This is a genomic window from Faecalibacterium sp. Marseille-P9312, assembly GCF_902497445.1.
In the GTDB taxonomy this organism is placed as follows: domain Bacteria; phylum Bacillota; class Clostridia; order Oscillospirales; family Ruminococcaceae; genus Faecalibacterium; species Faecalibacterium longum.
Genome location: NZ_CABVEW010000006.1, coordinates 68,714 through 94,118, shown reverse-complemented (window position 1 = coordinate 94,118; position 25,405 = coordinate 68,714). Strand labels below are relative to the sequence as shown.

The 25,405-nt window shown below is 53.2% G+C and carries 27 protein-coding genes and 1 riboswitch; of the genes, 10 read left to right on the top strand and 17 right to left on the bottom strand.

Annotation, left to right across the window (positions count from 1 at the left end):
- Nucleotides 1–206: 206 nt before the first annotated feature.
- The 5 genes from F3G95_RS06320 to F3G95_RS06300 form a co-directional block, all read right to left on the bottom strand.
- Complete coding sequence (locus F3G95_RS06320) at nt 207–974, bottom strand: helix-turn-helix transcriptional regulator (protein WP_149794264.1); 768 nt, start codon at nt 972–974, stop codon at nt 207–209.
- A 256-nt stretch (nt 975–1,230) separates the two neighbouring features.
- A complete protein-coding gene (locus tag F3G95_RS06315) occupies nt 1,231–1,758 on the bottom strand; it encodes a QueT transporter family protein (RefSeq protein WP_015564872.1) in 528 nt (175 codons plus the stop codon).
- A gap of 7 nt (nt 1,759–1,765) precedes the next feature.
- A riboswitch (PreQ1-III riboswitch) is annotated at nt 1,766–1,867 on the bottom strand.
- 115 nt (nt 1,868–1,982) lie between these two features.
- Nucleotides 1,983–2,873, bottom strand: a complete 891-nt coding sequence (locus F3G95_RS06310) for a DegV family protein (RefSeq protein ID WP_149794263.1) — start codon at nt 2,871–2,873, stop codon at nt 1,983–1,985.
- Nucleotides 2,864–3,370, bottom strand: a complete 507-nt coding sequence (locus F3G95_RS06305) for a tRNA (cytidine(34)-2'-O)-methyltransferase (RefSeq protein WP_149794262.1) — start codon at nt 3,368–3,370, stop codon at nt 2,864–2,866. The genes F3G95_RS06310 and F3G95_RS06305 overlap by 10 nt, the downstream gene beginning before the upstream one ends.
- 6 nt (nt 3,371–3,376) lie before the next feature.
- Nucleotides 3,377–4,210, bottom strand: a complete 834-nt coding sequence (locus F3G95_RS06300; RefSeq protein WP_243130298.1) for a pyridoxamine kinase — start codon at nt 4,208–4,210, stop codon at nt 3,377–3,379.
- 185 nt (nt 4,211–4,395) lie between these two features.
- Here F3G95_RS06300 and F3G95_RS06295 point away from each other — a divergent pair, with 185 nt between their 5' ends.
- A complete protein-coding gene (locus tag F3G95_RS06295; RefSeq protein ID WP_149794260.1) occupies nt 4,396–4,605 on the top strand; it encodes a hypothetical protein in 210 nt (69 codons plus the stop codon).
- Between the two features lie 400 nt (nt 4,606–5,005).
- On the top strand, nt 5,006–5,914 hold the full coding sequence (locus F3G95_RS06290; protein WP_243130295.1) for a DUF4300 family protein: 909 nt from the start codon (nt 5,006–5,008) through the stop codon (nt 5,912–5,914).
- A 124-nt stretch (nt 5,915–6,038) separates the two neighbouring features.
- Here the strand turns inward: F3G95_RS06290 and F3G95_RS06285 are convergent, their stop codons facing one another.
- The gene (locus F3G95_RS06285) at nt 6,039–6,902 is read right to left on the bottom strand and encodes an AraC family transcriptional regulator (protein WP_149794259.1); all 864 of its coding nucleotides are present in this window, start codon (nt 6,900–6,902) and stop codon (nt 6,039–6,041) included.
- 249 nt (nt 6,903–7,151) lie between these two features.
- Between F3G95_RS06285 and F3G95_RS06280 the strand changes: the two genes are divergently transcribed.
- The 8 genes from F3G95_RS06280 (at nt 7,152) to F3G95_RS06245 (ending at nt 16,924) form a co-directional block, all read left to right on the top strand.
- Nucleotides 7,152–8,522 carry a glycoside-pentoside-hexuronide (GPH):cation symporter gene (locus tag F3G95_RS06280; RefSeq protein ID WP_149794258.1) on the top strand — a complete coding sequence of 457 codons (1,371 nt, stop codon included), beginning with the start codon at nt 7,152–7,154 and terminating at the stop codon, nt 8,520–8,522.
- A gap of 114 nt (nt 8,523–8,636) precedes the next feature.
- Entirely contained in the window at nt 8,637–11,720 is a 3,084-nt protein-coding gene (locus tag F3G95_RS06275; RefSeq protein ID WP_149794257.1) for a glycoside hydrolase family 2 TIM barrel-domain containing protein, read from the top strand.
- A 262-nt stretch (nt 11,721–11,982) separates the two neighbouring features.
- Nucleotides 11,983–12,615 carry a type II toxin-antitoxin system PemK/MazF family toxin gene (locus F3G95_RS13950; protein ID WP_243130293.1) on the top strand — a complete coding sequence of 211 codons (633 nt, stop codon included), beginning with the start codon at nt 11,983–11,985 and terminating at the stop codon, nt 12,613–12,615.
- A 289-nt stretch (nt 12,616–12,904) separates the two neighbouring features.
- Entirely contained in the window at nt 12,905–13,108 is a 204-nt protein-coding gene (locus F3G95_RS06265; protein WP_243130291.1) for a hypothetical protein, read from the top strand.
- Between the two features lie 559 nt (nt 13,109–13,667).
- Nucleotides 13,668–14,054, top strand: coding sequence for a hypothetical protein (locus F3G95_RS06260; protein WP_242702813.1), 387 nt, complete (start codon nt 13,668–13,670; stop codon nt 14,052–14,054).
- A gap of 90 nt (nt 14,055–14,144) precedes the next feature.
- Nucleotides 14,145–14,555 carry a hypothetical protein gene (locus tag F3G95_RS06255; protein WP_149794255.1) on the top strand — a complete coding sequence of 137 codons (411 nt, stop codon included), beginning with the start codon at nt 14,145–14,147 and terminating at the stop codon, nt 14,553–14,555.
- 183 nt (nt 14,556–14,738) lie between these two features.
- Nucleotides 14,739–15,203, top strand: a complete 465-nt coding sequence (locus F3G95_RS06250) for a hypothetical protein (protein WP_149794254.1) — start codon at nt 14,739–14,741, stop codon at nt 15,201–15,203.
- 83 nt (nt 15,204–15,286) lie between these two features.
- Nucleotides 15,287–16,924, top strand: a complete 1,638-nt coding sequence (locus F3G95_RS06245; RefSeq protein ID WP_015538117.1) for a recombinase family protein — start codon at nt 15,287–15,289, stop codon at nt 16,922–16,924.
- Between the two features lie 243 nt (nt 16,925–17,167).
- Here the strand turns inward: F3G95_RS06245 and F3G95_RS06240 are convergent, their stop codons facing one another.
- From F3G95_RS06240 to F3G95_RS06195, 11 genes are all read right to left on the bottom strand, one after another.
- A complete protein-coding gene (locus tag F3G95_RS06240) occupies nt 17,168–17,878 on the bottom strand; it encodes a response regulator transcription factor (protein WP_015565001.1) in 711 nt (236 codons plus the stop codon).
- Nucleotides 17,871–19,844, bottom strand: coding sequence for a DUF4118 domain-containing protein (locus F3G95_RS06235; protein ID WP_149794252.1), 1,974 nt, complete (start codon nt 19,842–19,844; stop codon nt 17,871–17,873). Before F3G95_RS06235 ends, F3G95_RS06240 begins: the two co-directional genes overlap by 8 nt.
- 189 nt (nt 19,845–20,033) lie before the next feature.
- Nucleotides 20,034–20,681: a TrkA family potassium uptake protein gene (locus F3G95_RS06230; protein ID WP_015565003.1), complete on the bottom strand. Its 648-nt coding sequence runs from the start codon at nt 20,679–20,681 to the stop codon at nt 20,034–20,036.
- Between the two features lie 11 nt (nt 20,682–20,692).
- Nucleotides 20,693–22,030, bottom strand: coding sequence for a potassium transporter TrkG (locus F3G95_RS06225; RefSeq protein WP_149794251.1), 1,338 nt, complete (start codon nt 22,028–22,030; stop codon nt 20,693–20,695).
- A 417-nt stretch (nt 22,031–22,447) separates the two neighbouring features.
- Nucleotides 22,448–22,765 (bottom strand): hypothetical protein, encoded by a 318-nt coding sequence (locus tag F3G95_RS06220; protein ID WP_149794250.1) that lies wholly within the window; start codon nt 22,763–22,765, stop codon nt 22,448–22,450.
- Nucleotides 22,758–23,153 (bottom strand): hypothetical protein, encoded by a 396-nt coding sequence (locus F3G95_RS06215; protein ID WP_112148822.1) that lies wholly within the window; start codon nt 23,151–23,153, stop codon nt 22,758–22,760. Before F3G95_RS06215 ends, F3G95_RS06220 begins: the two co-directional genes overlap by 8 nt.
- An 18-nt stretch (nt 23,154–23,171) precedes the next feature.
- Nucleotides 23,172–23,585 carry a D-Ala-D-Ala carboxypeptidase family metallohydrolase gene (locus F3G95_RS06210; protein ID WP_112148821.1) on the bottom strand — a complete coding sequence of 138 codons (414 nt, stop codon included), beginning with the start codon at nt 23,583–23,585 and terminating at the stop codon, nt 23,172–23,174.
- Entirely contained in the window at nt 23,575–23,739 is a 165-nt protein-coding gene (locus tag F3G95_RS13775; protein ID WP_165852605.1) for a hypothetical protein, read from the bottom strand. Before F3G95_RS13775 ends, F3G95_RS06210 begins: the two co-directional genes overlap by 11 nt.
- Nucleotides 23,726–23,896 (bottom strand): XkdX family protein, encoded by a 171-nt coding sequence (locus tag F3G95_RS06205; RefSeq protein WP_149794249.1) that lies wholly within the window; start codon nt 23,894–23,896, stop codon nt 23,726–23,728. The genes F3G95_RS13775 and F3G95_RS06205 overlap by 14 nt, the downstream gene beginning before the upstream one ends.
- 12 nt (nt 23,897–23,908) lie before the next feature.
- Nucleotides 23,909–24,112: a hypothetical protein gene (locus F3G95_RS06200; protein ID WP_149794248.1), complete on the bottom strand. Its 204-nt coding sequence runs from the start codon at nt 24,110–24,112 to the stop codon at nt 23,909–23,911.
- Nucleotides 24,113–24,126: 14 nt separating this feature from the next.
- The gene (locus tag F3G95_RS06195) at nt 24,127–25,386 is read right to left on the bottom strand and encodes a DUF6273 domain-containing protein (RefSeq protein WP_149794247.1); all 1,260 of its coding nucleotides are present in this window, start codon (nt 25,384–25,386) and stop codon (nt 24,127–24,129) included.
- Between the last annotated feature and the right edge of the window lie 19 nt (nt 25,387–25,405).

Genomic DNA, 25,405 nt, shown 5'->3' with positions numbered 1-25,405 from the left:
GTGACAAATAAACAATATAGCTATGTTATATTTTCACACTTCGCCAACTTGGCGAAGTGGCCTCTTTTGGCGAAGTGAGGTCAGTTCGCCAGCCGCCCTCATTCCGCCACCTTGGCGAAGTGGCTTTTCAAGCGATGATACGTTCTTAATTTCCCACTTCGCCAGATAATATGCGGGTCTCAGAGAGGGGAAGGAAAACCTCTCCCTCACTCAAACCTCTTCGCCGGTATCACGATCGCCCCGAACAGCGAGGCGATATACACCACCAGCACCGCGCCACACACCTGCCAGCCGGTGGCGCGTTCAAGCAGGACGGCCCCCGCCGTGCAGGGCGGCACCAGCACCAGCGACGCCATCGACCAGACCCGGAACGCCCGCACGATATGCTTCCAGTTGCGGTTGTTGTAATAGATGCCCGGGATGTGGATGTGGAACGCACCCTGTGCAAAGTTGCAGATGCGGTTCTCGTCGTAGTAGCGGGGCAGGGTCTCGGCCATCCAGAACATGGCATAGGCCCCGTAGACGACGCCGAAAACCACATCGACGATGAGCAGAGCCAGCACTCCCTCGATGTCGGCCAGTCCCGCCGCCCAGACGGCCAGCGCTCCGGCGACGCCCAGCACACAGCAGATGACATACACCGGCAGATACTTCTTCGTCCGCGCCTGACGGCGCTCCGGCGGCTCTGCCGAAAAGGTCAGCGCCTTGCGGATGAGTTCTTCGGTCTCCTCGCGGGTGAAGCGCTGTTCCTCCTCTACCCGGCGTCCCTGCAGAAGCTCGGCCACCGTCACATTCAGCTGCTCGGCCAGCGGCACCAACAGCGAGATGTCCGGCACACTCAGTCCCCGTTCCCACTTGCTGACGGCCTTGTCGGACACGTACAGCGTCGCGGCAAGCTCCTTCTGGGTCATCCCCTTTTCTCTGCGCAGCTGTGCCAGAAAATGGCCGAATGCAGCCTTATCCAGTTCGTACATATCTTCTGCCTCCTTGCGGGCGTCTGCCGCCCCTTTCTGGCCTTATTATACCGGGCCGCACCCTCCCGCGCAACCGACGGGCGGTAGAATCATCGCCCCTTCGTTTCTTTTATGAAAAAGCGCCGCACAGTTTCCCGTGCGGCGCTTCGCCGTTCTATATCGATCGTCCGAAAGGCCGAGCAACCCGATAAAATAGCCTTTCATTCCCCGGCAGAGGGTCTGCTCGATCAGGCCCGCCCGCCGGAATAAGTCAAGTTCAGGACTCGAAGACCTTCCTGACCGCCGGGCTTGCCTCGATGATGCGGACCAGCAGAACGCCCAGCACGGTGCAGCTGATGAGCTCACCGATGCCCACGGAGATGCCGTTGGTGACGCAGGCCAGCCAGAGGGGTGCGCTGGAAGAGGGGTCCGGGAACATCACCGCGATCTCGATGCCGATGATGACGGCATTGAAGACCACCGGGGGCAGCGAGGCCGCAAGGGCCAGACCCTTGAAGCGGATGTTCCGCAGCTTGTAGGTCACGAGGCAGGCCAGCAGGGTGGCCAGAGTGCCGAAGATGACGTCCACGATGGTGGAGCCCAGCAGGTTTGCCAGGAAGCAGCCCAGCACCACGCCGAAAATGTACTCGGCACCGAACACGGGCAGCAGGCAGAGCGCCTCGGCCACACGCACCTGCACAGCGCCGTAAGAGAACGGCTGCAGTGCCATGCAGAGCACGACGTAAAGGGCTGCGACCATGCCGCAGCGGGCCAGTTTACGGACGGAAAGGTTCTGATTTTTCATCGTATAACTCCAGCGGTTTGATTTTGACCGCGCGGGGACCGCCAGCCCCCGTGGGTTTGGCCCGGCATGGTTCGAGACACGCCGGGGAGCCTAAAATCCTAAGTTGCTCTTTAAGGAGCCGTACCCGCAGGCACAGCGTGAAGAATTATACCATAGTTTGGGCCGGAATGCAACGGCGATACGAAAAAAGACTGCCGCACAGCAGCAGTCTTTCCGTGATATGCTCAGTCCCGGGCCTTGCCCACATAGACCAGCGCAAGGGTGTCGGGGCCGGTGTTGGCCGACACGACGCCGCCCAGATTGAAGGTAGTGAGCGGAGCCTTGCCGAAGGCTTTGCGGCAGGCTTTTTCCAGCTCAGCGGCCTGGGGGATGGAGGTGTGGCCGATCATATAATCGAAGTCCTCCACGCCCTCGGTGCGCTTTTTACACAGGTCAATCATGGCGGGGATGACCTTGTCGTCGCCCCGCACCTTGCTCTCCACCCTGGTCTTGCCGTCGATAAGGGTGATGATGGGGCGGATGCCCATCAGCTCGCCCATGACCGCGGCGGCGGCAGAGATGCGGCCGCTCTTCTTCATCTGCTTGAGGCTGTAGGGTCCGAGGATGATCTCCATCTTGTTCATCTGGGTCTCAAACTCGCTGATGACGTGGCGGAGCTCCGCGCCATTCTGCAGCTTGCGGGCCATCTCGCACAGATACCAGCCGAACACCATCGAGTAGGTGTGGGGGTCGAGCAGATGGATGTTCAGGTGGTGTTCCGGGCGCTCCTCCCGCAGCATCCCCTGCGCCATGACGGCGTTGTTGTAGGTGGAAGAACCGGAGCGGTTGATGGGGACATGGATGACATCGGTGTAGCCCTCGTCCACATACTGGCAGTATTTCTCACAGAACTGGATGGGGGTGATGGCAGCCGTGGAGGGGATGCCCCTGGCGGCGCGCATCTTGTCGTAGAACTCCTCGGGGGTGTACTTTTCACGCTCCACGATGTCTTCGTCGTCCAGCAGGATGTGGAAGCCCATAATGTCGATGCCGTATTTCTCGGCCAGCTCCTGCGGGATGTCGCAGGAGGAGTCGGTCAAAATCGCAATTTTGCTCATAGTGTTCCTCATTTCCATTCGTAGTCTCGCAGGTGGCCGTGGTCCAGCAGCTCCGGGAAGTCCCACTGGCGCAGTACCTCGTATACGCCCACGGCGACGCTGTTGGACAGGTTCAGGCTGCGGCAGGTGTCCCGCATGGGCATCCGGATGCAGTGCTCCTGATCGGCTGCCAGCAGCGCCTCCGGCAGACCGGCATCTTCCCGCCCGAACACGAGGTAAGCCCCGTCCGGGTAGGCGACGTCGGTGTAGCGCTGGGGCGCTTTGGTCGTAAAGTAGTAGAAAGGCCCATCGTTCTTTGAGAAGAAGTCATCCAGACTGTCGTAGTAGCTGATGTCCAGATAGTGCCAGTAATCCAGCCCGGCGTGCTTGAGCTTCTTATCGTCGATGGCAAAGCCCATCGGCCCCACCAGATGGAGGCGGCAGGCCGTGCAGGCACAGGTGCGGGCCACGTTGCCGGTGTTCTGAGGGATACGCGGCTCCACCAGAACGATGTTCAGGGTCGGTTTTTCACTCATCGCTGTTTACTCCTCCCCCATCGGACACAGACGGGGCAGCAGCGGCTCGAACCAGACGCCGAAGCGGGTGTCCTGGTCGCAGGGCGTTTTCTGGATGGCCAGCGCCACGAACTCTGCCGCGTTGTCTGCCGCTGCGCTCAGGGCATTGCCCTGGATGAGCGAGCCGATGAGCACCGCACCGTAGAGGTCGCCCGTGCCGGGGAAGCTGCGGGCAATATGCAGCTTCTTGACCACGAAGCGGTCGCGGCCTGCACCGGCGCAGGCGATGTACTTGTCCAGCTGCAGGCCGGTGACCACCACGTTGGGGGTCAGCGACGCCGCCAGCTCATCGGCCAGCGCCCGGGCGTCTTCCTCGTCCAGCTGGGCGGGCAGCTCTTTTTCCAATAGCAGGCCGGCCTCGGTGGCGTTGGGCAGGATGAGGTCGGCCCGGCGGCAGAGCTGCCGCATCCGGTCGATGAAAGCCGGGGTCACGGTAGCGTAAGCCTTGCCGTTGTCGCCCATCACAGGGTCTACCACCTTATAGGCCGAGGGCCAGAGGTCAAAGGCCTTTTCGGCCAGCGCGGCCTGCTCCTCGCCTCCGAGGTAGCCGGTATAAATGCAGTCGAAGCTCAGCCCCAGCTCCCGGTAATGTTCCAGTGCGGCCTCGCCGTAGGCGCAGCCGTCCAGACGGGCCGGTGTCCCGAAGCCGCCGGTGTGGGTGGAGAGCACCACCGTGGGCAGTGCCACCGGCTGGATGCCCATGACGCTGAGCACCGGCAGGATGACCGCCAGACTGCAGCGCCCCACACCGGAAAGGTCATGGATGCAGAGAACTTTTTTCGGTTCCGTTATCTTCAGCAAAAAAGAAACCTCCTTCGCAGAATATGCCTTTTCCCATAAACCAAGCCAGCCCATAACCGGCCCAGTTTATCAGCATATCATACAGTATACCACATTTTCCTGCACAAAAAAAGCGTATAGTGAATCCTTTGGTGGAAATACTACCCTCGCAGCCCAAAAATTTTGATTCGAAGGGAGTGCCTCCTATGAAAAACGAACACACAAGCTCCACCGCCCCGCTCCTGATCGGCATGGCCGCCGGTGCCGCACTGGGCGCCGCCGGCGTCATGGCCACCAACACGAGCCAGCGCCAGCTGCGCCGCACCGCCCGCAAGATCGCCAAAGGTGCCGAGCACGCCGTGAGCCAGCTGGACAAGATGGTGGGCGACTTCGTGGAGCACAAGATGGAGGGCTGACGCCCCCGCATCGCGCAGAAAGGCCGGGACAGAGGGTTCTCCCCTGCCCCGGCCTTTTGTTGCAGCAAAAAAGCCAGCAGATAAATCTGCTGGCTCTTGGTCCGAGTGGCGAGAAAGGAGGATTTGTCAACGCGGAAAATTCTTATTCCAACTTGGGTATACTCCTGTTGTGTCCGACATGAACAAAATCGTTCAGAAAGCTGCCGCATTGTCTTTCCCCACATGGACGTTAGCCGTATGAGATATGGATACTGCAGCATTATATAGGGTCAAATACGACAGAAGTCATTGATTTTCTTTGTTTATCTGTGATACCATTCGTTATAAGACCGATGGCGTTGCTCTCTTCGCCTATGGTGGAGACTACAGCTTTCCGAAAAACACAGCGAGGTGACCATTTTTGAAACGTCGAACTTTTCTTGTCTGCACCGCTGCACTTTTTTGCGGTGCGTTTCTGGCAGGGGGCTGCACTCAAAAAACTTCTCTGCCTGTCCTTCAGCAAATCGAATACTCCAATTTGGCAGATTCTAATACACAGGCTCTTCTTTCCAAACTTTTGCAGGATGCCGGCGTATCCGATCTGCGGATACGGACCTTCTTTGATCATGTGCAAAAGTTTAACAACGCTGTGGACCCGGCATGGCTCACCACAGGTTTTGAAAACGCCAAGCCTTTGGAGCTGAAATACGATCCTTACTCCATGCAGGACGCATGGACGGAAAAATATGACACCTTCCCCGGCTGGAACTGTCGGATCACCGCTTGTGGGCTGTTTTGTGATTTTATCACTGTCACGGGCAAGGCAGACCTTGACTCAGCCGAGGACACCCTGTTTATGGACTATGAAACACTGGATTCTGACCCGGAATCCCTTTGCGGCGATGAACGGCAAAAATTTGATGCGCTGTTCGCCCCAGTTAAAACCACCAATACGACCGATATTTCTACCCATTTGAAAACGATTCAACAGGAATGGAAGAAACGCGGTCTCTCCTTCGTAGAAGATGATAAGATCCGTCTCGTCTCCGTGGTCCTGCACGATCAGTTCTCTGAAACGGACAATTCTCTTATGATCGGTCATGTCGGCGTTATGCTTCCCACATCGGATGCGGTATATTTCGTTGAAAAGGTCGCTTTTCAGGAGCCGTATCGCTTGTTGAAGTTCAAAGATCGGACCGAGTTGAGCGATTATCTGATGCTGAAATACGACAACTCGTGGGGACAGGACACCGCCCACACCTTTATTATGGAAAATTCAGACCTGATGGACAGCTGGCGCATTCTTGACGAACAGAAAGACGCAAGCTAAAATCTCATTCATTGGGAGCCGTCCAATCTGACAGACCTTTCGCCCTCTGATGCTAAAAAGACGTTGCAACCTCTCACCCAGAGGCGGCAGCGTCCTTTTTATATCGGAATATAAGGAATCTTTCTCATTTTTCAGTAGATTCTTCCAGATTTTTTCGATACTGTGCCGGACTGACACCATACTCTTTCTTGAATACCCGGCTAAAATAGAGTGGGTTATCATACCCTACGATCTCTGCAATTTCTCCAATATTGTATTCGGTGTTCTCCAATAAGCTTTGTGCATTTACCATCCGAAGGGACAGGATGTATTGTGCAGGGCTTATTTTCATGTACTGCTTAAAATTACGGATAAACCAGTTCGTACTGATATGCAGCGATTCTGCGTAATCGTCCACACTGACCTTTGTATTATAATTCTCGTTAAAGTAGGCAACGGCGGCTTCGATTTCTTCGGGGATGCTTGTAGTTGTTTTCTCGCTTTCCTGCTGTTGCCTGCTTACTAAAAGCAGAATGATGTTGAAGAGAGAAGCAATATAGTCTTCATAGCCATATTCACATTGTTGCAGTTCCCGGATGATCTTTCGGAACAGCATTTTGTAATCCGGCAGTGTGCCGCTGTAAAAAACGTGCTTGTCCAAGGGTATTCCGTGATAGCTCAGGATGTTTTTGACATCATATCCTGTAAAGTGAATCCAGAACACCTCTGGATGATCTTCTACATAGTAGACATACTTCTGGACTTCTTTCGGCTGATAAAGCACCATGTGTCCAGAAGTCACCACTTCCTCAACACCATCGAACCAGAAGTGTGCTTTACCAGATGCCACATAGAGGATTTGATAGTCTCTGCGACCCTTTGCCCAAAAAGTAGGCAGCTTAGGGCGTTTTTTCAAGCGATAAGTGCCGCAGCTGCCTACGACCAGCGGCTTTGAGTAGTCTTTGAAATCCAAACGGGAGTTGTTCAAATATCCTGAGTTGAAATACATCCCTGCGTCCTCCTCATCTTCAGAGATTTTACAGTGATTTGGGAAACGTTCTATCAAAAAATTACAAACGCTTTGATTTTGTGCATATTTTGTTCCATCTTGTCTATATCTTTTTGTTCCATTAGATTCTATAATATTTTCAGACGAAACGCAAGAGATTTGGGCAACTTGCGTAATGGGAATCCCAGTCTGAAGTGCGCAGCAGATTGGTCGCGCCCACACAAAACAAGCAAGATGGGAGAAAGCACAATGACTGAGAAGCGTTATCTAAAGTGGTATAATAAAGTCGGCTATGGTTCAGGCGATATTGCAGGCAATGTGGTGTATGCATTCCTGTCCTCCTTCGTCATGATCTATCTGACCAACACCGTTGGCCTGAACCCCGGTATTGTCGGCACTCTGATTGCAGTTTCCAAACTGCTGGACGGTGTGACGGACATTTTCTTTGGTTCTTTGATTGACAAAACGCATTCTAAGATGGGCAAAGCCCGTCCTTGGATGCTGTACGGCTACATTGGCTGTGCCATTACGCTGGTGGCAATTTTCGCCATCCCGACCAATCTGGGACAGTTTGCACAGTACGCATGGTTCCTGATCGCATATACTCTGCTGAACGCTGTATTCTACACTGCCAACAACATTGCTTACTCTGCACTGACTGCTCTCGTCACGAAGAACAGTGCCGAACAGGTCGAGATGGGTTCTTGGCGTTTCATGTTCGCCTTTGCCACCAGCCTGCTCATCCAATCCATCACGCTGGGTGCTGTTACGGCATTGGGCGGTGGTGCTGTCGGTTGGCGCACCGTTGCAATCATCTACACCATCATCGGTCTGCTTGTCAACACCCTCTCCGTTCTCTCCGTGAAGGAACTGCCGGAAGGCGAATTGGTGGATACCACCGACAAAAAGGAAATCGAGCAGGACGAAAAGTACAATCTGGTTCAGGCTGCAAAGTTGCTTGCTGGCAACAAATATTATATGATGATTTGCGTCACCTACATTTTGCAGCAGATCTACGGTGCCATGATCAGCATGGGCACCTACTATGCAACCTACATCCTCGGCAACCAGAATCTGTTCGGTGTATTCTCTTGGGCAATCAACATTCCTCTGATCATCGCACTGGTGTTCACCCCGACCCTGGTTGCAAAGTGGAATGGAATGTATAAGCTGAATGTAATGAGCTATACTCTGGCAACGATTTCTCGTGCACTGGTTGCTGTAGCTGGTTACATGGGCAGCGGCAATGTGACCTTGATGCTGCTCTTTACTGCAATCGCAGCTCTTGGTCAGGGTCCTTGGCAGGGCGACATGAACGCCGTGATCGCAGCCTGCTCTGAATATACTTGGCTGACGAAGCATAAGCGCGTGGATGGCACGATGTACTCCTGCACTTCTCTCGGTGTGAAGCTGGGCGGCGGTCTGGGTACTGCCATCACCGGCTGGCTGCTGGCTGCAAGCCATTTCGATAGTGCGCTGGCTGTCCAGCCCGAATCCTGCATCTCGATGCTGAAGATCATGTATCTGGTGATTCCGTTTGCTCTGGATGCCATCATCACCTTCATTCTCTCTCGTATGAAGGTCGAAGAAGCAAATGAAAAGCTGCGTGCAGCAGTCTGATAAGAAGCCATTATCATTTCTCCTTCATCTGCTGTTCCCCGGAGGAATCCGGCGATTCCTCCGGGGAGGCTGGAGAAATATTATAAAATTATAAAAGGTAAATGAGGAAATACTATGGCTGCATTTGATTTTGCAAAAGTAAAAGACCCCACCTTTTTCAAGGAAAACGTGCTGAATGCTCATGCAAGTTTCCATACTTACGCTTCCCGCGAAGAATATCGGACAGGCTCCTCTTCTTTGGCGCTGAAGCTGGACGGTATCTGGAAATTCGCCTACGCAAAGAACTACACCAGTGCCATCCCCGGCTTTGAAAAGACGGATTACGATTGCAGCGGCTGGGATGACATTCATGTTCCGGCACACATCCAGATGGAGGGCTACGACATTCCCCAGTACGCGAATATTCAGTATCCGTGGGATGGCCGTGAAGAAGTACAGCCGGGCGAGATCCCGCAGCGGTTCAATCCGGTGGCAAGCTATGTGAAATACTTCGAGCTGCCGGAATCCATGCAGGGCAAGCCCGTCCACATCGAGTTCGAGGGTGTGGAAAGCGGCATGGCTCTTTGGCTGAACGGGTCTTATGTGGGTTACACCGAGGACAGCTTCTCCGCACACGCATTCGATCTGACTCCCTATCTCCAGCCGGGCGTGAACAAACTTGCCGTGCAGGTGTTCAAGTGGACTTCCTCCAGCTGGTGCGAAGATCAGGACTTCTTCCGCTTCTCCGGCATCTTCCGCAGCGTGTGGCTGTACGCCATCCCCACCGTGCATCTGGAAGATGTATCCGTCAGAACGCTGTTTGCCGGGGATGATTTCGCTCATTCCACGCTGGAAGTTGCACTGCAGGTGGAGGGTAAGGGCGCAGCCCGTCTGACCCTGCGCCGCAGTGAACTGGAAGTGTTCTCCGAAAAAATCGCACTGAACGGCGGCTCTGCTCTGTTCAGCCATGCGGTGGAGAACCCCCACCTGTGGAGTGCAGAGGACCCGGCTCTGTATGAACTGGAAATCGAGCTGCTGGACGATGCAGGCCATCTGGTAGAGGTGACCGGGCAGAAAGTCGGTTTCCGCAAGTTCGAGCTGAAGAACGATCGGATGCTGCTCAACGGCAGGCGCATCGTGTTCAAGGGTGCCAACCGTCATGAGTTCAGCTCCATTACGGGTCGTGCTGTGGGCGTACACACCCATGAGGAACTGCTTCGGGACATCATCACTATGAAGCAGAACAACATCAATGCCATCCGCACCAGCCATTACCAGAATCAGGATGCACTGTACGACCTGTGCGACGAGTATGGTCTGTATCTGATCGCAGAGAACAATCTGGAATCCCATGGCACATGGGACATCCATCAGGCGGGCATTCGCGGCATCGAGGGTGTTCTGCCCAATGATAAGCCGGAGTGGAAAGCTGTCTTGTTTGACCGCATGAATTCCACTTACCAGCGTGACAAAAATCATCCTGCTGTTCTGATCTGGTCTCTGGGCAACGAATCGTTTGGCGGTGAGACCCTGCTCCAGATGGCAGAGATGGTCCGCCGCTTTGATGACACCCGTCTGGTGCATTACGAAGGTGTGGTCAATGATCCCCGCTTCCTCGAAACCACCGATATCGAGAGCCATATGTACAGCACGGTGAAGGACATTAAAGAGTATCTGGCACAGGGCGACAAGCGGCCTTATATCGAGTGCGAATACTCTCATGCTATGGGCAACTCCAACGGTGCTTTGCACAAGTACACGGAACTTGCCGACCAGAAGGACTGCGGCTATCAGGGCGGCTTCATCTGGGATTACATCGACCAGTCCATCTGGAAAAAAGACCGCTACGGCAAGTGGTTCCAAGCCTACGGCGGCGACTTCGGTGAGCGTCCTACCGACTATAATTTCAGCGGAAACGGCATTGCCTACGGTGGTGACCGTGCTCCTTCTCCCAAGATGCAGGAGGTCAAGTTCTGCTATCAGAACATCGCCGTTTCCATCGACAACTCTGGCTTCGAAGTCTGGAATAAGAACCTGTTCACCTCTACGGATGCTTTCGACTGCGTTGCACTGCTGCATCGTGATGGAAAGTTGTATCAGCAGCAGGAACTGACCAATATTGATGTTGCTCCCGAAGAGCGTTCCAGCTTCCCGCTGCCGTTTATGGTCCCTGCGCTCCCCGGTGAATATGCGGTGACCATCAGCTTCCGTTTGAAGGCGGACACCAGCTGGGCAAAGAAGGGCCATGAAGTCGCCTTTGGACAGGGTGTGATCGCTGTGGTCCGTTCCATTCCCAGCAAGAAGGTCACGCCGTTTACCGTTACGCACGGTACACACAACATCGGTGTCCGGGGTGAGAATTTCGATGTTTTGTTCTCCGATCTGAATGGCGGCTTGACTTCCTACCGCTATGCCGGCAAGGAGATGATTCAGGAGATCCCCCGTCCCAACTTCTGGCGCGCTCCCACCGACAACGACTGCGGCAACAACATGGGCGGTGTTCGCGGTCAGTGGAAGCTGGCAAGCCTGTACGCTACCGCCAAGGGCATCGGCAAGGAGATTCCGTCTGTTCATGGCGGCACCATCCTCCAGAACCCCACCTGCGAGGTGGAAGCCGACAGCGTGGTCGTGACCTATCTCTATAACCTCCAGACTAGCCCCGCAGCAGAGTGCAGCCTGCAGTACCGTGTGTTCGGTGATGGCCGCATCCAGACCACCCTGCACTATGACCCGGTGGAAGGACTTGCAGCAATGCCGGAGTTCGGCGTACTGTTCAAGATCGACGCTGACTACGACACGGTGGAGTGGTACGGAAACGGCCCTGCGGAGACCTACTGGGATCGTCAGCATGGTGCAAAGCTGGGCATTTACCAGAACAAGGTCGCAGACAACATGGCACAGTACCTTGTGCCGCAGGAGTGCGGTGCAAAGACCGCTGTGCGCTGGGCAAAGGTAGTGGACCGCAAGGGTCGCGGGCTGCTGTTTACCGCGGATGCCGCAAAGCCCATGTTCTTCTCTGCGCTGCCCTACACTCCCCATGAAATGGAGAGTGCCAAGCATCCCTACGAGCTGCCCCCGGTCCATTACACGGTCATCCGTGCTATGGGCGAGCAGATGGGCGTTGGCGGCGATGACAGCTGGGGTGCCAATGTCCACCCGGAGTATATTCCTGATGTGACCAAGCCTGTGGAGTTCACCTTTACGTTCCGTGGCATCTGATGATTGGCCGCAAATGAGGTGTTCTCCAAACTTTCTTTAACGTATTGAAGTATACAAAAATAATAAATCGGGTGCATTGCACCCTGAATATGGACTGTTCGCACCGAGCAACGGGCCATTGCCACATGGCAATGTATGAAACGTAGCACCAAATGGCCGGGCAGCAGCGTGACTGAAAGATCTCCAATCTTTCGGTCGGCTGTTGTCCGGCTATTTTTATAGCTTTAGATGGCCTTCTCCCGAAAAGGAGCAGGTTTTATGTTTGCCCTCTTTTCATGGCTGCCCCAAGCGGCGAAATATCCGTAGTGTCTCCAAATTTTCGGCATTTCACATTTTATCGAAAATTTTGAGGTTACACATAGGCTCTCGCATTCTTCACTACGAGTTGGTCACTGGTGAAAGTGTCAATATTACTGTTTCTGCCGAGATTGCGGAGGTTATCTACGATTCCCGCCGCATGGAATACGCCAGCAACGAGCGTTCACGCTATCATACGGCTTTTTCTTTGGATTCCGAGGATTACGAGGGAACAAACCTAGTTTCCGAGAAAACCCCGGATGATTTGATGGCGGAACTGGAAAATCGGGAGCATCTGCTTGACTGCCTTGCACATTTACCATCAATCGTTCAGGCAGAGCAGATTTTTACCGTAGACAAGAGCAGGGTGCTGAAATATCTCGGACACCTCACCCCGGAAGAAATGAGCCGGGTGGATGATGCTGTCCGTGCCAGTCTCGCCCTGAACCCGATGGGGAGCATTCAGCGGCTTCCACCCATCATCCGCTCTACGGCGGCTTACGCGCCGCCTGAGGTGGTTGACGGCAAGCCGCCCATATCTATCCCTACACACCCATCAAATCGTCCTTTGAGGACGCCGGGAGCGTCGAGGACATGATGCTGTACACCGAGTTGGAAGCTGCGGTACACGCAATGATCCAGCGGCTGGAATACAGCTTCACATTTAACCCCAGCTGCTCACCATCCCGAAGCGTAAGCATCAGGTTGCTGAAACCCTTGAAGAAGCCGAAAAGACCGCATAACGACAGGCACTTGTAAGCCATCAACCATCCGCCAGCAGCAAGAGCAGGGCGGAAAGCATCCGCGCCCTTGCGCCTGATATGAAATTGGAACTTTGATTTTCTCGCCCGGCTTTGCCACGGTGGGACGGTCAAAGGAGCGTGCGTTTGAACAAAAAGAAAAAGTCCACAAACACTTCCCCTTATCCCGATGAAGTCATCGACCGTCTGGCACGGGCATTCTACCCAGCCATCCTTGCCTGCTGGAACAGCGAGGCGGGCAAAGAGAATTTGCTGCATGGCAGGCGGAGCAGGCTCATCACACCGCCAGCAAAGAAAAACAGAGCGTTCCCGACTGCTGGGTATCCGTAAAACAGTTTTCGAAAAATGACACGGCAACTGCCTGTCAGGATTGGTTACGGAGTACCCGGCTAGGCCGAGGAAGCATCAAGTCCCATGTCCGCACCGTCAAGGTGTTGGGTATGGGGCTTTTTGCATTTCAGGAACGTGTACATCTCTGGAAAGGTGTAACACACTAGACTTTGTACCAAAGTCGTGTGCCAAGGGTGCTGCGCCCCTTTGGAATCCCTGCTCACATCGCCTGTGGGCGATGTGGATTCGCCGCACAGAAAGCTCTCACAAAGGTGCACCGGGCTGTCTGCGGCGAGGAAAAGGCACTTCTGCGGAAGTGTAATAACCCACTATGACACTTTCATCCCTGCGGTCTGCAAAGTGTAGTGGGCTCTCCGAGGGGGAACGGCTGTATAGAGTGCGTTTCGGGCAAATCGCTACGTACGTGCGTACAGGGTTCTGGTACGTATGTACGCAGTAAATCGGCCAAATTCTCCTATATAGGGGTATTCTTTCATTGGAGAATATGGTATACTTGGTTTGGCCCAGTAAATCGGAATTTGTAAAGGAGATGTACAACATGAAGAAAGTTTGCTTAGTGGTTTTGCCGGCTTTAACAATAGTGTTAGAATCGCTGCCTTTGGGAGCAGTTTGCATTTTTGCAACATCTCCAACAGAAAGAGTAAAAGAAACATTCTCATACTTTAGCCTTACACCGTTTGGCTATGCAAATTTTGCCCCACTTATTACAGCCATACTTACCGTTGCCATCTTCTTGCTTTCATTGTTTTCATTGAAGAAGAACAGTGTTCTCAAAGCATTGTTTGTCCTTTCAATTATTACAGTAGTTGTTTCTCTTTTGCCGTTGATGTATGGTTTAAACTACTACACCTTTGTAGGAGCCTTTATAACGGTAACACTTGTAATAGAAAGTATTTTGGCTAAGATTCAACAAAAAATAAAGTGACAGCTTCCAGCCTTTTAAACAGAAAGCTAATTTCCTATTTAGCGGAGAACAAATAGAGCAAAAAATCGGAATCCAACAAGGGCAAAGCAAATGGAGCAGATCATCAATTATAGAGACATACCTACAGATAAAAGAACTGATATTCTAAACGCTCTTGCGCAAATAGGTTTTATTCCAGCATACGGCGGAGTGAAAACAATGCAGCGAATTATGGAAAAATCGGTTCCGGGTTCAGGACCTCAATTCTATTTTGTTTTTCGCGAAGAAAAGTTGATAGGGTACAATTTTCTCATTGGTGACACTAAAAGATATAAGGCATTCCCATGGCTCGCTATTAGTAATGCAGATGAGCAGAAAATGGTTGTTTGTGAAGAAATGATGGGAATGCAGGTTGCTTTTTTCGAGAAACTTGGAATGAAGAATATAGCAGACCATTGTGTTAGGCTTATGGAAAATTACAGAAAAGGAATTGGAAAACGAGAAGAAAGTGGTAGCAGATAAATTCCAGTTTGCCGTACTTGTTTCTAGCAGGGTTTGGGGCAGGCACGCCCCAACAAGAAGCTGTCCTAAAGGGGACAGGAAATTTTCAAGTATTGAAAATTTGTGGCCACGGGACGATTCTTGCTCTCACGAAAACCCACACTTTTTGAAAATCCGCTTTTCACAGCCAAAGGAGGATGCACCATGAAAAAAGAAATCGAAGCCTTTGTCAATGCAGCCAGTGAGCAGGAGTTGGATGCTGCATGGAACAACCTCTCGGCGGAGGAACAGCGAGTTTTCGAGCAGCTCATGGAGGAAGACTCACCCGAAGATGCACTGGCATTTTTCGCACAGCTGTATGACGATACCCCGAAAGAGCAGACCAGCGAGACCGTGAGCATCTCTGAAAACGAAATTTATTTCAAGCGGAAGCCCTTGACCGAAGAGCAGAAGAAACACGGCTCCTATGTAGATGAGAACGGCAATCTCCATGTCAAGAACCTGTCCGCCTTCTGGATTCCAGAACTGACCACCACGGAGAAAGTCGGTCACACCACCTATACCGTGACCGGCAGCTATGAGGGCAAGGAATCCCTTTTGAAGAAACTGGAGCGCATTGTTGCCAAGAACGCCCAGCAAAAATTTGAAGATGAGGGTGCAGACGAATGACAACTGCGCCCAATTCTGCTATACTTGACCCGGTAACCAATCCTGTACTGACAGTTGCTCCACAGAATAAGGAGGACACAACAATGTCTGGAGCAACGAATAAAATCACCGCACTTTACTGCCGACTGTCGCAGGAGGACGAGCGACTCGGCGAAAGCCTTTCTATCGAGAACCAGAAGGATATCCTTTTGGACTACGCTAAAAAGAACCACTTCTCGAACCCGGTGTTCTTTGTTGATGATGGCTATTCTGGCACGAACTATGACCGCCCCGGCTTTCAGAGTATGCTGGTCGAGATCGAAGCAGGGCGTGTAGGAATCGTTATCACAAAAGACCTGTCCCGACTGGGGCGCAACTCTGCCTTGACGGGTCTGTACACAAACTTCACCTTTCCCCAGTATGGCGTTCGCTACATTGCCATTAACGACAATTACGACACCATTGACCCGAACAGCGTAAACAACGATTTTGCGGGCATTAAGAACTGGTTCAACGAGTTTTACGCCCGCGATACCAGCCGCAAGATTCGGGCTGTCCAGAAGGCCAAGGGAGAGCGTGGAGTACCGCTGACGGTCAATGTCCCCTACGGCTATGTGAAAGACCCGGAGAACCCGAAGCATTGGCTTGTTGACCCGGAAGCGGCTGCGATTGTGAAGCGCATCTTCTCCATGTGCATGGAGGGACGTGGGCCGACCCAAATTGCGAACCAACTGTGGGCAGATAAAGTTCTGACTCCTACCGCCTACAAGTTGAGCCATGGCCGGAGTACAAACGCACCTGCCCCGGAAGACCCTTACCGCTGGGATAAAAGAGCAGTAAGTTTGATTCTGGAACGCCGGGAGTACACTGGCTGCACAGTCAACTTCAAGACCTATACTAACTCTATCTGGGATAAAAAGAGACATCTGAATCCTGTGGAAAATCAGGCTATCTTCCTAGATACACATGAGCGCATTATTGACGATGATGTGTTTGAAAAGGTTCAGGAGATTCGTAACCAGCGTCACCGCATGACCCGGACAGGCAAGAGCAGCATTTTCTCCGGTATGGTCTACTGCGCTGACTGCGGTTCTAAGATGCAATATGGTTCGTCCAACAACAGGGACTTCAGTCAAGACTTCTTTGATTGCTCTCTGCACAAGAAGAACGGGAGCAAGTGCAAGGGACACTTCATCCGGGTAAAGGTTCTGGAAGGACGTGTACTGAGTCATGTTCAGCGGGTGACGGACTACATTCTCCGTCATGAAGACTACTTCCGCAAGGTCATGGAGGAGCAGCTTCGGGTGGAAAGCACCGAAAAGCTGACCGTCCTAAAGAAGCAGCTTGCCCGGAATGAGAAGCGGATTGCAGACCTCAAACGGCTGTTCATGAAAATCTACGAGGATAACGCCAGCGGAAAGCTGAGCGATGAACGCTTTGACATGATGAGCCAAAGCTACGATGCCGAACAGAAGCATCTGGAAGAGGAAGCTCTCTCTATCCAACAGGAAATCGAAGTACAGGAACAGCAAATCGAAAATATTGAAAAATTCGTCCAGAAAGCACACAAGTACGTTCATATTGAAGAGCTCACCCCATATGCTCTCCGTGAACTGGTATCGGCCATCTATGTGGATGCCCCGGATAAGTCCAGCGGAAAACGGGTGCAGCACATCCATATCAAGTACGATGGGCTGGGGTACATCCCTCTGGATGAACTGGAAGCAAAAGAAAAGGCGTGACTGAAGTCACGCCAAATCTTCCCCATTGTGGGAACTTTTGCAAATGCTGTTTTATGGGAACTCTGCTACGGGGAACGCCCTGTTGTACATATCGCTATTGTCTGTGGTCTTAATCGCAAGTTTTACAAGCAGTGCAATTCTCAACAACTTGTTTGCGATATGCAATTCACGGTTGTTGCCAACGAATCAAATCGTGAATTGCGATGGCAGGGTGCGTCCTATTCAGGGGCGCACCCTTTTTTACTATGCTTCATCATTTTCTGCGCGCAGCATCCGGTATCCGACACCAACATGAGTCTGGATCAGATGCGGCGCATCCGGGTATCGTTCCAATTTTTTGCGCAGAGACGCCATATAAACGCGCAAGGATGCAATGTCATTTTCCTGCGTACTGCCCCATACTTTCTGCGTGAGGGAGGTATGCGTCAGCACTTTGCCCACATTATGCGCCAGCACACACAGCAGTTTATACTCGATGGGGGTCAAATGCAATTCATTCTCGCTCAACCAGACGCAGCCTGCCGAGAAGTCGATCTTCAAAGGACCATTGACAAAAACCGGACTATTTATGCCGTCAGAAGCCAGCAGATTCAATCGGCGCTGCGTTACACGCAGTCTTGCCAGCAACTCATCCACGGAAAACGGCTTTGTCAGATAATCGTCTGCGCCGTTGTCCAGTGCCTCGATCTTATCAGAATCCTCGCTCCGGGCACTCAGGACGATGATGGGCAGGTTCGACCATGTGCGGACGCTGCGGATGACCTCGATGCCGTCTATATCGGGCAACCCAAGATCCAGCAGCATGATGTCCGGGTTGTGGCTGGTAGTCATCATGATCGCCGTTTCCCCATTGGAAGCAGTCAGATATTTATAGCCGTGGGTCTTCAGGGTCGTTGTGATCAGACACCGTACAGGAACATCATCCTCTACGACCAGAATGGTCGGCTTATTCATGAATATTCACCTCACTTTGCGGCAATGCAAAGGAAAAGACACTGCCATTGGGAATGTTGTCACGCAGGGTCAATGTTCCGCCGTGAGCCGTCAGGATCGCTCGGCAGAGGGGCAAACCCAGTCCAAGGCTGCGGTGGCTGTCTGCGATGCGGCTCTGCCCGGTATAAAACATCTCGAACACCTGTGCTTTTGCGCGATCCGGAATGCCGGGACCGTTATCCGCTACTTCCACTACGACCTGATGGTCTTTCCGGTAAGCCGAGATTCGAATGACCGAACCCACGGGGGTGTATTTGATGGCGTTATCCACCAGATTGACAACGACCTGCATGATCAGCCGTGCATCCACATTGACCAGGAGGATCTCGTCCCCATACTGTGTTGTGATGGTGTGTTCGCAGCTTTTCCGGTTGACATGATGCAGTGCTTCTTCGATCATTTCGTCCATCAGCTGCGGCGAGATCTGCAGATTCATCCGCCCATCTTCAATGCGAGTGATGGAAAGCAGATTTTCCACCAGACCGATCAGCCATTGTGCATCATCAAAAATATCGGTGCAGATCTTGTTCCGGGTCTCTGTATCCAGCGTTTCTCCGTTGGAAAGCAGATTGCTGGCGTTGCCGGAAATGGAGGTCAGCGGGGTGCGCAGATCATGGGAGATCGTGCGCAGCAGGTTTGCCCGCAGCTCTTCATTTTTTGCCTGCACGGTTGCCTGCTCTTTTTCCAGTGCGTTTCTGCGGTTTTCGATGGCCAGCGCACCTTCGCCCAGAATGGAGAGCAGCACACTGTTTTCAAAGGCATCCAGCGGTTTTTCGGACAGATCGATCCCGATCACTCCAAACACGCCGCCTCCGGTCCGAAGTGCAAGATAAAGTCCCTTTGCGTCCGGGTAGCTATCCGTGCCTGCACCGGAACGCTTTTTGTTGGCAAACGTCCAATTTGCTGCATCACGTTCTTCCGGTGCAGAAAAGATGTTTTGCGCCGTTTCCCCGTCAACCCCAAAAAACTGTTCTGAACCAAGATTTCCGTTTTGTTCCGGGTAGACGATCAGGCTCCGGTTCAGCAGCTTCATCAACTGGGACGCTGTCTGAGAGAGGATTTCTTCCTCGCTTTTTGCTCTCTGTAAAAGCTGGTTTGTGTCAAACAGTATTTTTGTCCGGAATGCTGCCTGCGCAGACATTTTTGCATGGTCTTTCAACCGTGTTGTCAGGGTGCAGGTAATGATTGCAGAGGTCAGCATCAGGGCAAATGTGACCTGATAACCGGGGTCATACGCATGGAATGTCAGGCGCGGTTCCGTCAAGAAAAAATTGTATAGCGCAACACTGGCAATGGAGCCCAGCACACCGCAGGTGTAACCGCTGGTACACAATGCGGTGAACAGCACCCCCAGCATATAGAGCATAATAATGTTATAGCGTGCAAAGTCCAGTTGCAAGAAAAAGAAGCCGATGAGCGTAATGCAGCTCAGGATGCCTGCGGTGATCAGCAGATCACAGACAGAGGGTAGAAGCGGACGGGTGAACAGCTTTCTTCCGGAGTCATAGCCAGTCTCTGCAGAAGCATCCGGGATGATGTAAATATCCAGATTAGGCGCAGTCATCGTCAATTTTTCAGTCAGTGACGGTCCACTCCAGAAATGACGGCGATGTACGCTGGAGCGCCCCAGCACGATTTTTGTAATGCCGGAGATGCGGGCAAACTCTGCGATTTGCTGCGGAATGTCATCTCCGTAGATCGTAGAAATGTCGGCACCTGCCTGCTCTGCCATACGAATGTGCTGCTGCAAGCGCCGACGGTCTTCTTTTCCCATCTGATCCGAATCCGGAGTCCGGACATACAGAGCTGTAAAGGTCCCTCCAAACGCCTTTGCCATCGTTGCCGCCGTCCGCACGATCTTTGCATTGGAAGGAGAGGACGACAGACACGCCAGAATATGTTCAGTGGGTGGGTCGTTCCGATTCATAAAGATCACCTGCCTTGCCCACAGTATAGCACAATTTGATGGTCACGACCACCAGCCACGTCTTTTTCCTTCTTGTCGAATGATCTCCTTCCGCATGTGATCCAGCGCATCTGCTGCCCGGAAACCACTCAACATGACTCCAAGAACCATCAACAGCAAAACGACATCCATACGATCCGTCCTATCTTTTCAGAGCCGGAAACACTTCTGAATCGATGCGTATTTTCCCAAAACCAGCATACTTTCATCCCGGCACAGCTGCGTATCCGGCGTGATGTTCATATCGAGCTTTCCGTCTTTTTTCAGCGCAAGAATATTGATGTTATACTTTTTTCGGATATTGATCTCACCGATCGTGCGATCCATCCATTCCGGCGGAATGGTCACTTCCATGATGGCGTGGTCGTCCTGCAGCTCGATATAATCAAGAATGTGTTCGGAGCTGTATCGGATCGCTGCCCACTTTGCCAGCTGCTTTTCCGGGTAGACCACTTCATCTGCACCGTTGCGCAGCAAAAACTTGGCTTGTACATCCCGCTCTGCACGCGAGACCACAAGCTTTGCGCCCAGCTCCTTGAGCAGCGATGTTGTTTCCAACGAACTCTGAAAATTGCCGCCGATGGTTACGATGCACACATCAAAATTGCCAACACCAAGGGAGCGCAGAAAGTATTCGCTGGTGCTGTCACCGATCTGTGCGTTCGTCACATAGGAAAGCACGGCGTTCACACGGTCTTCGTTGCTGTCGATGGCCATGACCTGATGACCCAGTTCATTCAGTTCCTGCGCAATATGGCGGCCAAAACGGCCAAGCCCAATCAAAAGAATCGATTTCATACTTGTCTCCTTTATCCGATTGCGATTTTCTCCTGCGGCAGACGAGAGTGGGCAGGGTTGCTGCCAAATGCCGCATAGATCAACGTCAATCCGCCAACACGTCCCAAAAACATCAGTGCAATCAGCACCCCCTGCGAAAGAGCCCCCAACTGCGGCGTGATGCCCAATGTCAGACCTACCGTTGCCACAGCCGAAGCAGTTTCATACAGACAGACCGACATCGGCAGCTGCTCGGCCGCAGCAATGACAAAGGCTCCGAGGAAGAACAGCGTCAAATACATCCCTGCGATCGTAGCAGCATTCTTGACCGCGGAACCATCTATGCGCCGCCCGAAAAATTCGGCATCTTCTCTGCGGCGGAAGGTCGCCCACATATTGGCCAGCAGAACAGCAAATGTTGTGGTTTTCATGCCGCCTGCCGTAGAGCCGGGCGAACCGCCCAACAGCATCAGAACCACCATCAATGCCTGTGAAGTGCTGCCCATCGCAGCAAGATCGGCGGTGTTAAAGCCGGCAGTACGGGGGGTAACGGATTGGAACATCGACAATAAAATGCGCTGCCGGGCAGAGCCTGCCGTGAACTCGAAACAATAAAAGTACAGCGTCGGCAGTACCAGAAGAAACGCCGTTGTGACAAGGATCACCTTGCTCTGCATCCGGTAACGGTGAAGCTCAAGGCGGTATGTACAAATATCCTCCCATGTCAGAAAGCCAAAGCCGCCAAAGACGATCAGGGCTGCGATCACTGTGGTAAGCAATGGGTCACCTGCATACCGTGTCAGCGAAACAAATTTTGCACCCTCTGTTCCCAGCAGGTCAAAACCGGCATTGCAGAACGCCGAAATGGAATGAAACAGCGCGTACCAAATCCCGCGCAAACCATAATCGGCGCAGAACGTCGGCAGCAGCAGTGCAGCACCGACCAATTCAAACAGGGCGGTGATCCGCAGAATAAAGCCTGTCAGCCGCACGATGCCGCCCATCTGCGGGGCAGCCGTAGCTTCCTGCATCGTGCTGCGCTGCTTGAGGGAGATCTTTCGCCCGGAAAGCAGCGCAAAGGCAGCGCCCACTGTAATGACGCCCAATCCTCCGATCTGGATCAGAAGAAGGATCACGCTCTGCCCGAATGCCGACCAGTAGCTGCCGGTATCTTGAACCACCAGTCCGGTCACACAAAGGGCAGAAGTGGAGGTAAACAGTGCCTCATGGAACGGTGTAACGCACCGCTGCTGTGCAGCAATCGGAAGCATCAGAAGTAATGCCCCCACCAGATCAACTGCCGCAAAACCTGCAATAATGACCTGAAAAGAAGAAAAACGGTGCTGCCTGTAACGAGGATATTGAATCATAAAAGCTCCTTTACCTGTCCGTGTATATAAAGTTTAGCATGGAATAGATAAAGGAGCTGTAAAGAAAATTGTAGAAATATAAAGATTCCATTAAAATTGATCAGTCAACACTAAATAACAAATGCCGGACATCACCAGCTCAAAAAAGCGGTAATGGCCAGCATTCATTAGAAAACAAATAATCCGAACCCATCTCCTATCGGAAACAAGTTCGGATTATTTTTGTTTGGTCCACCTTGCACATCAACAAGCGAACTATTCCCTTTATGCGGCTTCCGGCTACTTTTCACTGGTTGAGCACCAATTTTCGGCCCGTTTGTGGCGCACCGCATAATCTGTAATTATTTTGTAATCTTTGCGCAAACAAAAAATGCCCCGCCAGCAATCCGTCAGGATGCCAGCGGGGCATTGCTTTACTTAGTGGAGATACCTTGCCAATTCAGATGCAACAAAGCCTGCGATCAATGCCGCAATGACCGCCCACCAGAGTTTGTTTCCAAATACTCCGGGGGCTTTTTCCAGCGCGGTCAAGCGGTCGTCCTGCTTCTTGTTCTGTGCCGTCACAACTTCAAGGCTCCGGTTTGTGGTTTCGAGTTGCTGGATGGTCAACTTGATATTGGTGTTCATGCCGTTTACTGCATCGGTCAGCTTCCCCAGCTCGTCCAGCCGGTGGGTGTTGCTCTGTGCACGGTTTTCGACCGCTGTCAGGCGATGTTCCAGTTCCTCGTCAGTCATTACGCTTGTCCTCCCCCGCCTTACCGAAACGGGCCACAGTGGTGGTTTCCACTGATTTCTTTGCCATGTAATCTTCGAGCTTCTTCTTGGTAAAGTCGAACACAAGCTGTACGATCCAATCCAGCGTCCGCTCATTGATTGCCCAGTCCAGCCAGTCCGGGGTGTAGCCGCGCAGCACCGCGATAACGTGCGCTTTCTTCTCTGCGCCTGCACCCGCGCCGAACTTTTCTTCCGCGTTGACGATCCACTTGTACACGGTCTTTGCGACCACAAGGCCGTAACCCAGACGTACCGCCGCCAGCGCCGTGACCACAAGGCCGACCACCATGAAGATGCAGGCCAGCCATTCAGGGAATGCCATCAGAAAAACTTTCAGAATGTTCTCCATACTGTTTTCCTCCTACTTTCAGCTTACCCACCGGCTCTTTGCCGCGCGGGTGTCGATATGTACCCAACCAGCAGGGCGGCCCGCCTTTACAGGATAGCGCCCGATGCCGCCACGATTCGGCAGTAGGGTCTCGGCATAGGCAGCCACAGCTTCAACACCCACGCCCTGCACCCGGATGTCCGCAGCCTTGCCGTAACAATGCTGGCTGTAGGTCGCCCCCTTCACCGCCTTGTTGTGGGCGGCGGTACGGTATGCACTCGTGATCGTCACAGACTTCCCGAAATGATCCCGGATTTTCTGCAGCAGGGTCACAAGCTCATCGTCAATAAAGATCGGGTCACTCCCATCCTTGCAGCGGAACTCCTTCACCGCAAAATTTGCGGAGAGCTTTCTGTTCCCGTCCTTCGCATACGAATAGGCTTTAATCGCCATTGCTACCATCTCCCTTCATGCCCGGATCGGCCCCGCACCCGCGCATGGCACAGTCCACCATGAGCACCCCGAACTCTGCACGCTCGGTGCTCATGTTCTCGCCCTGCGCTTCAAGCCGGGTCAATAGCTTCTCACACAGCTCAGGCCACGTCATAGTCGTCACCGGTGATGCGCTTGTAATCCTCGGCGGTGATCTCGCCCTTGTTTATGCGCTCGGCCAGAACTTTCTTGACACCGGCGCGGCGGGATGCGGGCATCTCTGCCCAAGTCTTAGTGCCTGCAATCAGGCGGTTTGCCCAGATAATGTTCATGGTGATACCTCCTTATTCCTTGTTCAGCGCTGCGTCCAGCTCACACAGCGCGGTTTCGATGTCGGTCAAGCGCTTCTCGTTGGCCGCGTCCTGTTCGCACAGGGCATCTTCCATTTCAGCCACACGGTCGGGCAACTGTTCGTGCTCCTGCTGCTTCTTGGCTGCGGCGACCTTCTCCTGCCGGGTGGGCAGATCGTCCTTTTTCCACTGAATCATGGTGACTGTCCTCCTTACTGGAAAGCGCCGGAGACGGCTTCGATGTAGCCGCCGGTGCCGGATTCGCCGCGCTCCACGCTGACGCGGAAGTTAAACGCCGCGCCGTTGGTGGCGGTCTTATCCTCAAAGACGATGTTCACGCCTTTTTTTACCTCGGTCGTGGCATCCTGCCAGACCGGGGAGCTGTCGAGTGCGTTGTTGGTCACTTCGGCTTTGAACTTCGCATCATCGGGGATGGAGCCGGTCACCTGAAGCACGGCAACGGTAATGTCGCCCTCAACGGCCAACGGTTCAGCCAGCGTCACGCTTGCGGCGTGGACGGCCTTGGTAAAGGTCGCGGACGTGCTGACGGTTTCCTTGCCGTCGCTCACCTCAACGGTGATGGTGTGGTTGCCGTTCAGGATTTTCTGGAATCCGGCAGCGCTGGCCGTCTGCTCAAAGGTCAGGGCCGTGCCGCTGGCAACGCCGGTGCGGGTCTTGGCGGTCTTGCCGTCCAGCTTTTCGGTGACGGTCAAGGTGTCACCGTCGGCATCCCTGACGGTGTATTTCCACGCAAAGGCCGTGTTCTTCTCGCCAAGAGCTGCGCCGTCCGTGCTGACGGTAGGTGCAGTGTTGACACTGACCGTGCCGTCGTCAGAGACCACGAGTGTAGAGGGAAGAATGAAAGCGGGGCGACCACCATAGGAGTCGCCGTACCAGCAGTTGCCGCCGGAGCCATCGGTGTTGACGCCCCAGACGTAGCTGTCACCGCGGGTGTCCGGAGAGCGCAGCCACCAAATGGCAGCGCTGCTGCCGTTGTAGGCGACACGCTTGCTGTTGCCGCCAGAGCTGTTGCCAAAGTACGCCAGCCGAACACCATCCTTGGGGAAATAGCCGTTGTCGCTGGTCGTCCAGCCAACCTCATAACCAGACAGCAGGAATACTTTCGTGCTCAGGCCATTGGAGCCGGTGGCAAGGCTGCCGCCGGAACCAGTGCCGTTCTGGTACGGGATTTTCACCTGCTTAATAGCTGCCCGGATGTTGCTGTCGATGAGGTTGTGGAACGTTCCGTTCAGGTATGTGTGGATGCTGGAATCCTTGTAGGAGTTATTGTTGCCGAACGTGGACGTGGTGTAGATGTCCTTCATCAGCAGCCACGTTCCATTGCAACTCGAATCATAGGTGCTGGTGTTCGGGTTGCCCTGCTGCACAACAATAAAATCTTTGGACGCGCCGTTGACTTTGATTTTGACAATGCTGCCAACGGCTTTCGTGCCCAGTTTTACGTTTGCCATTGTTACCTCCTTGTTTTCG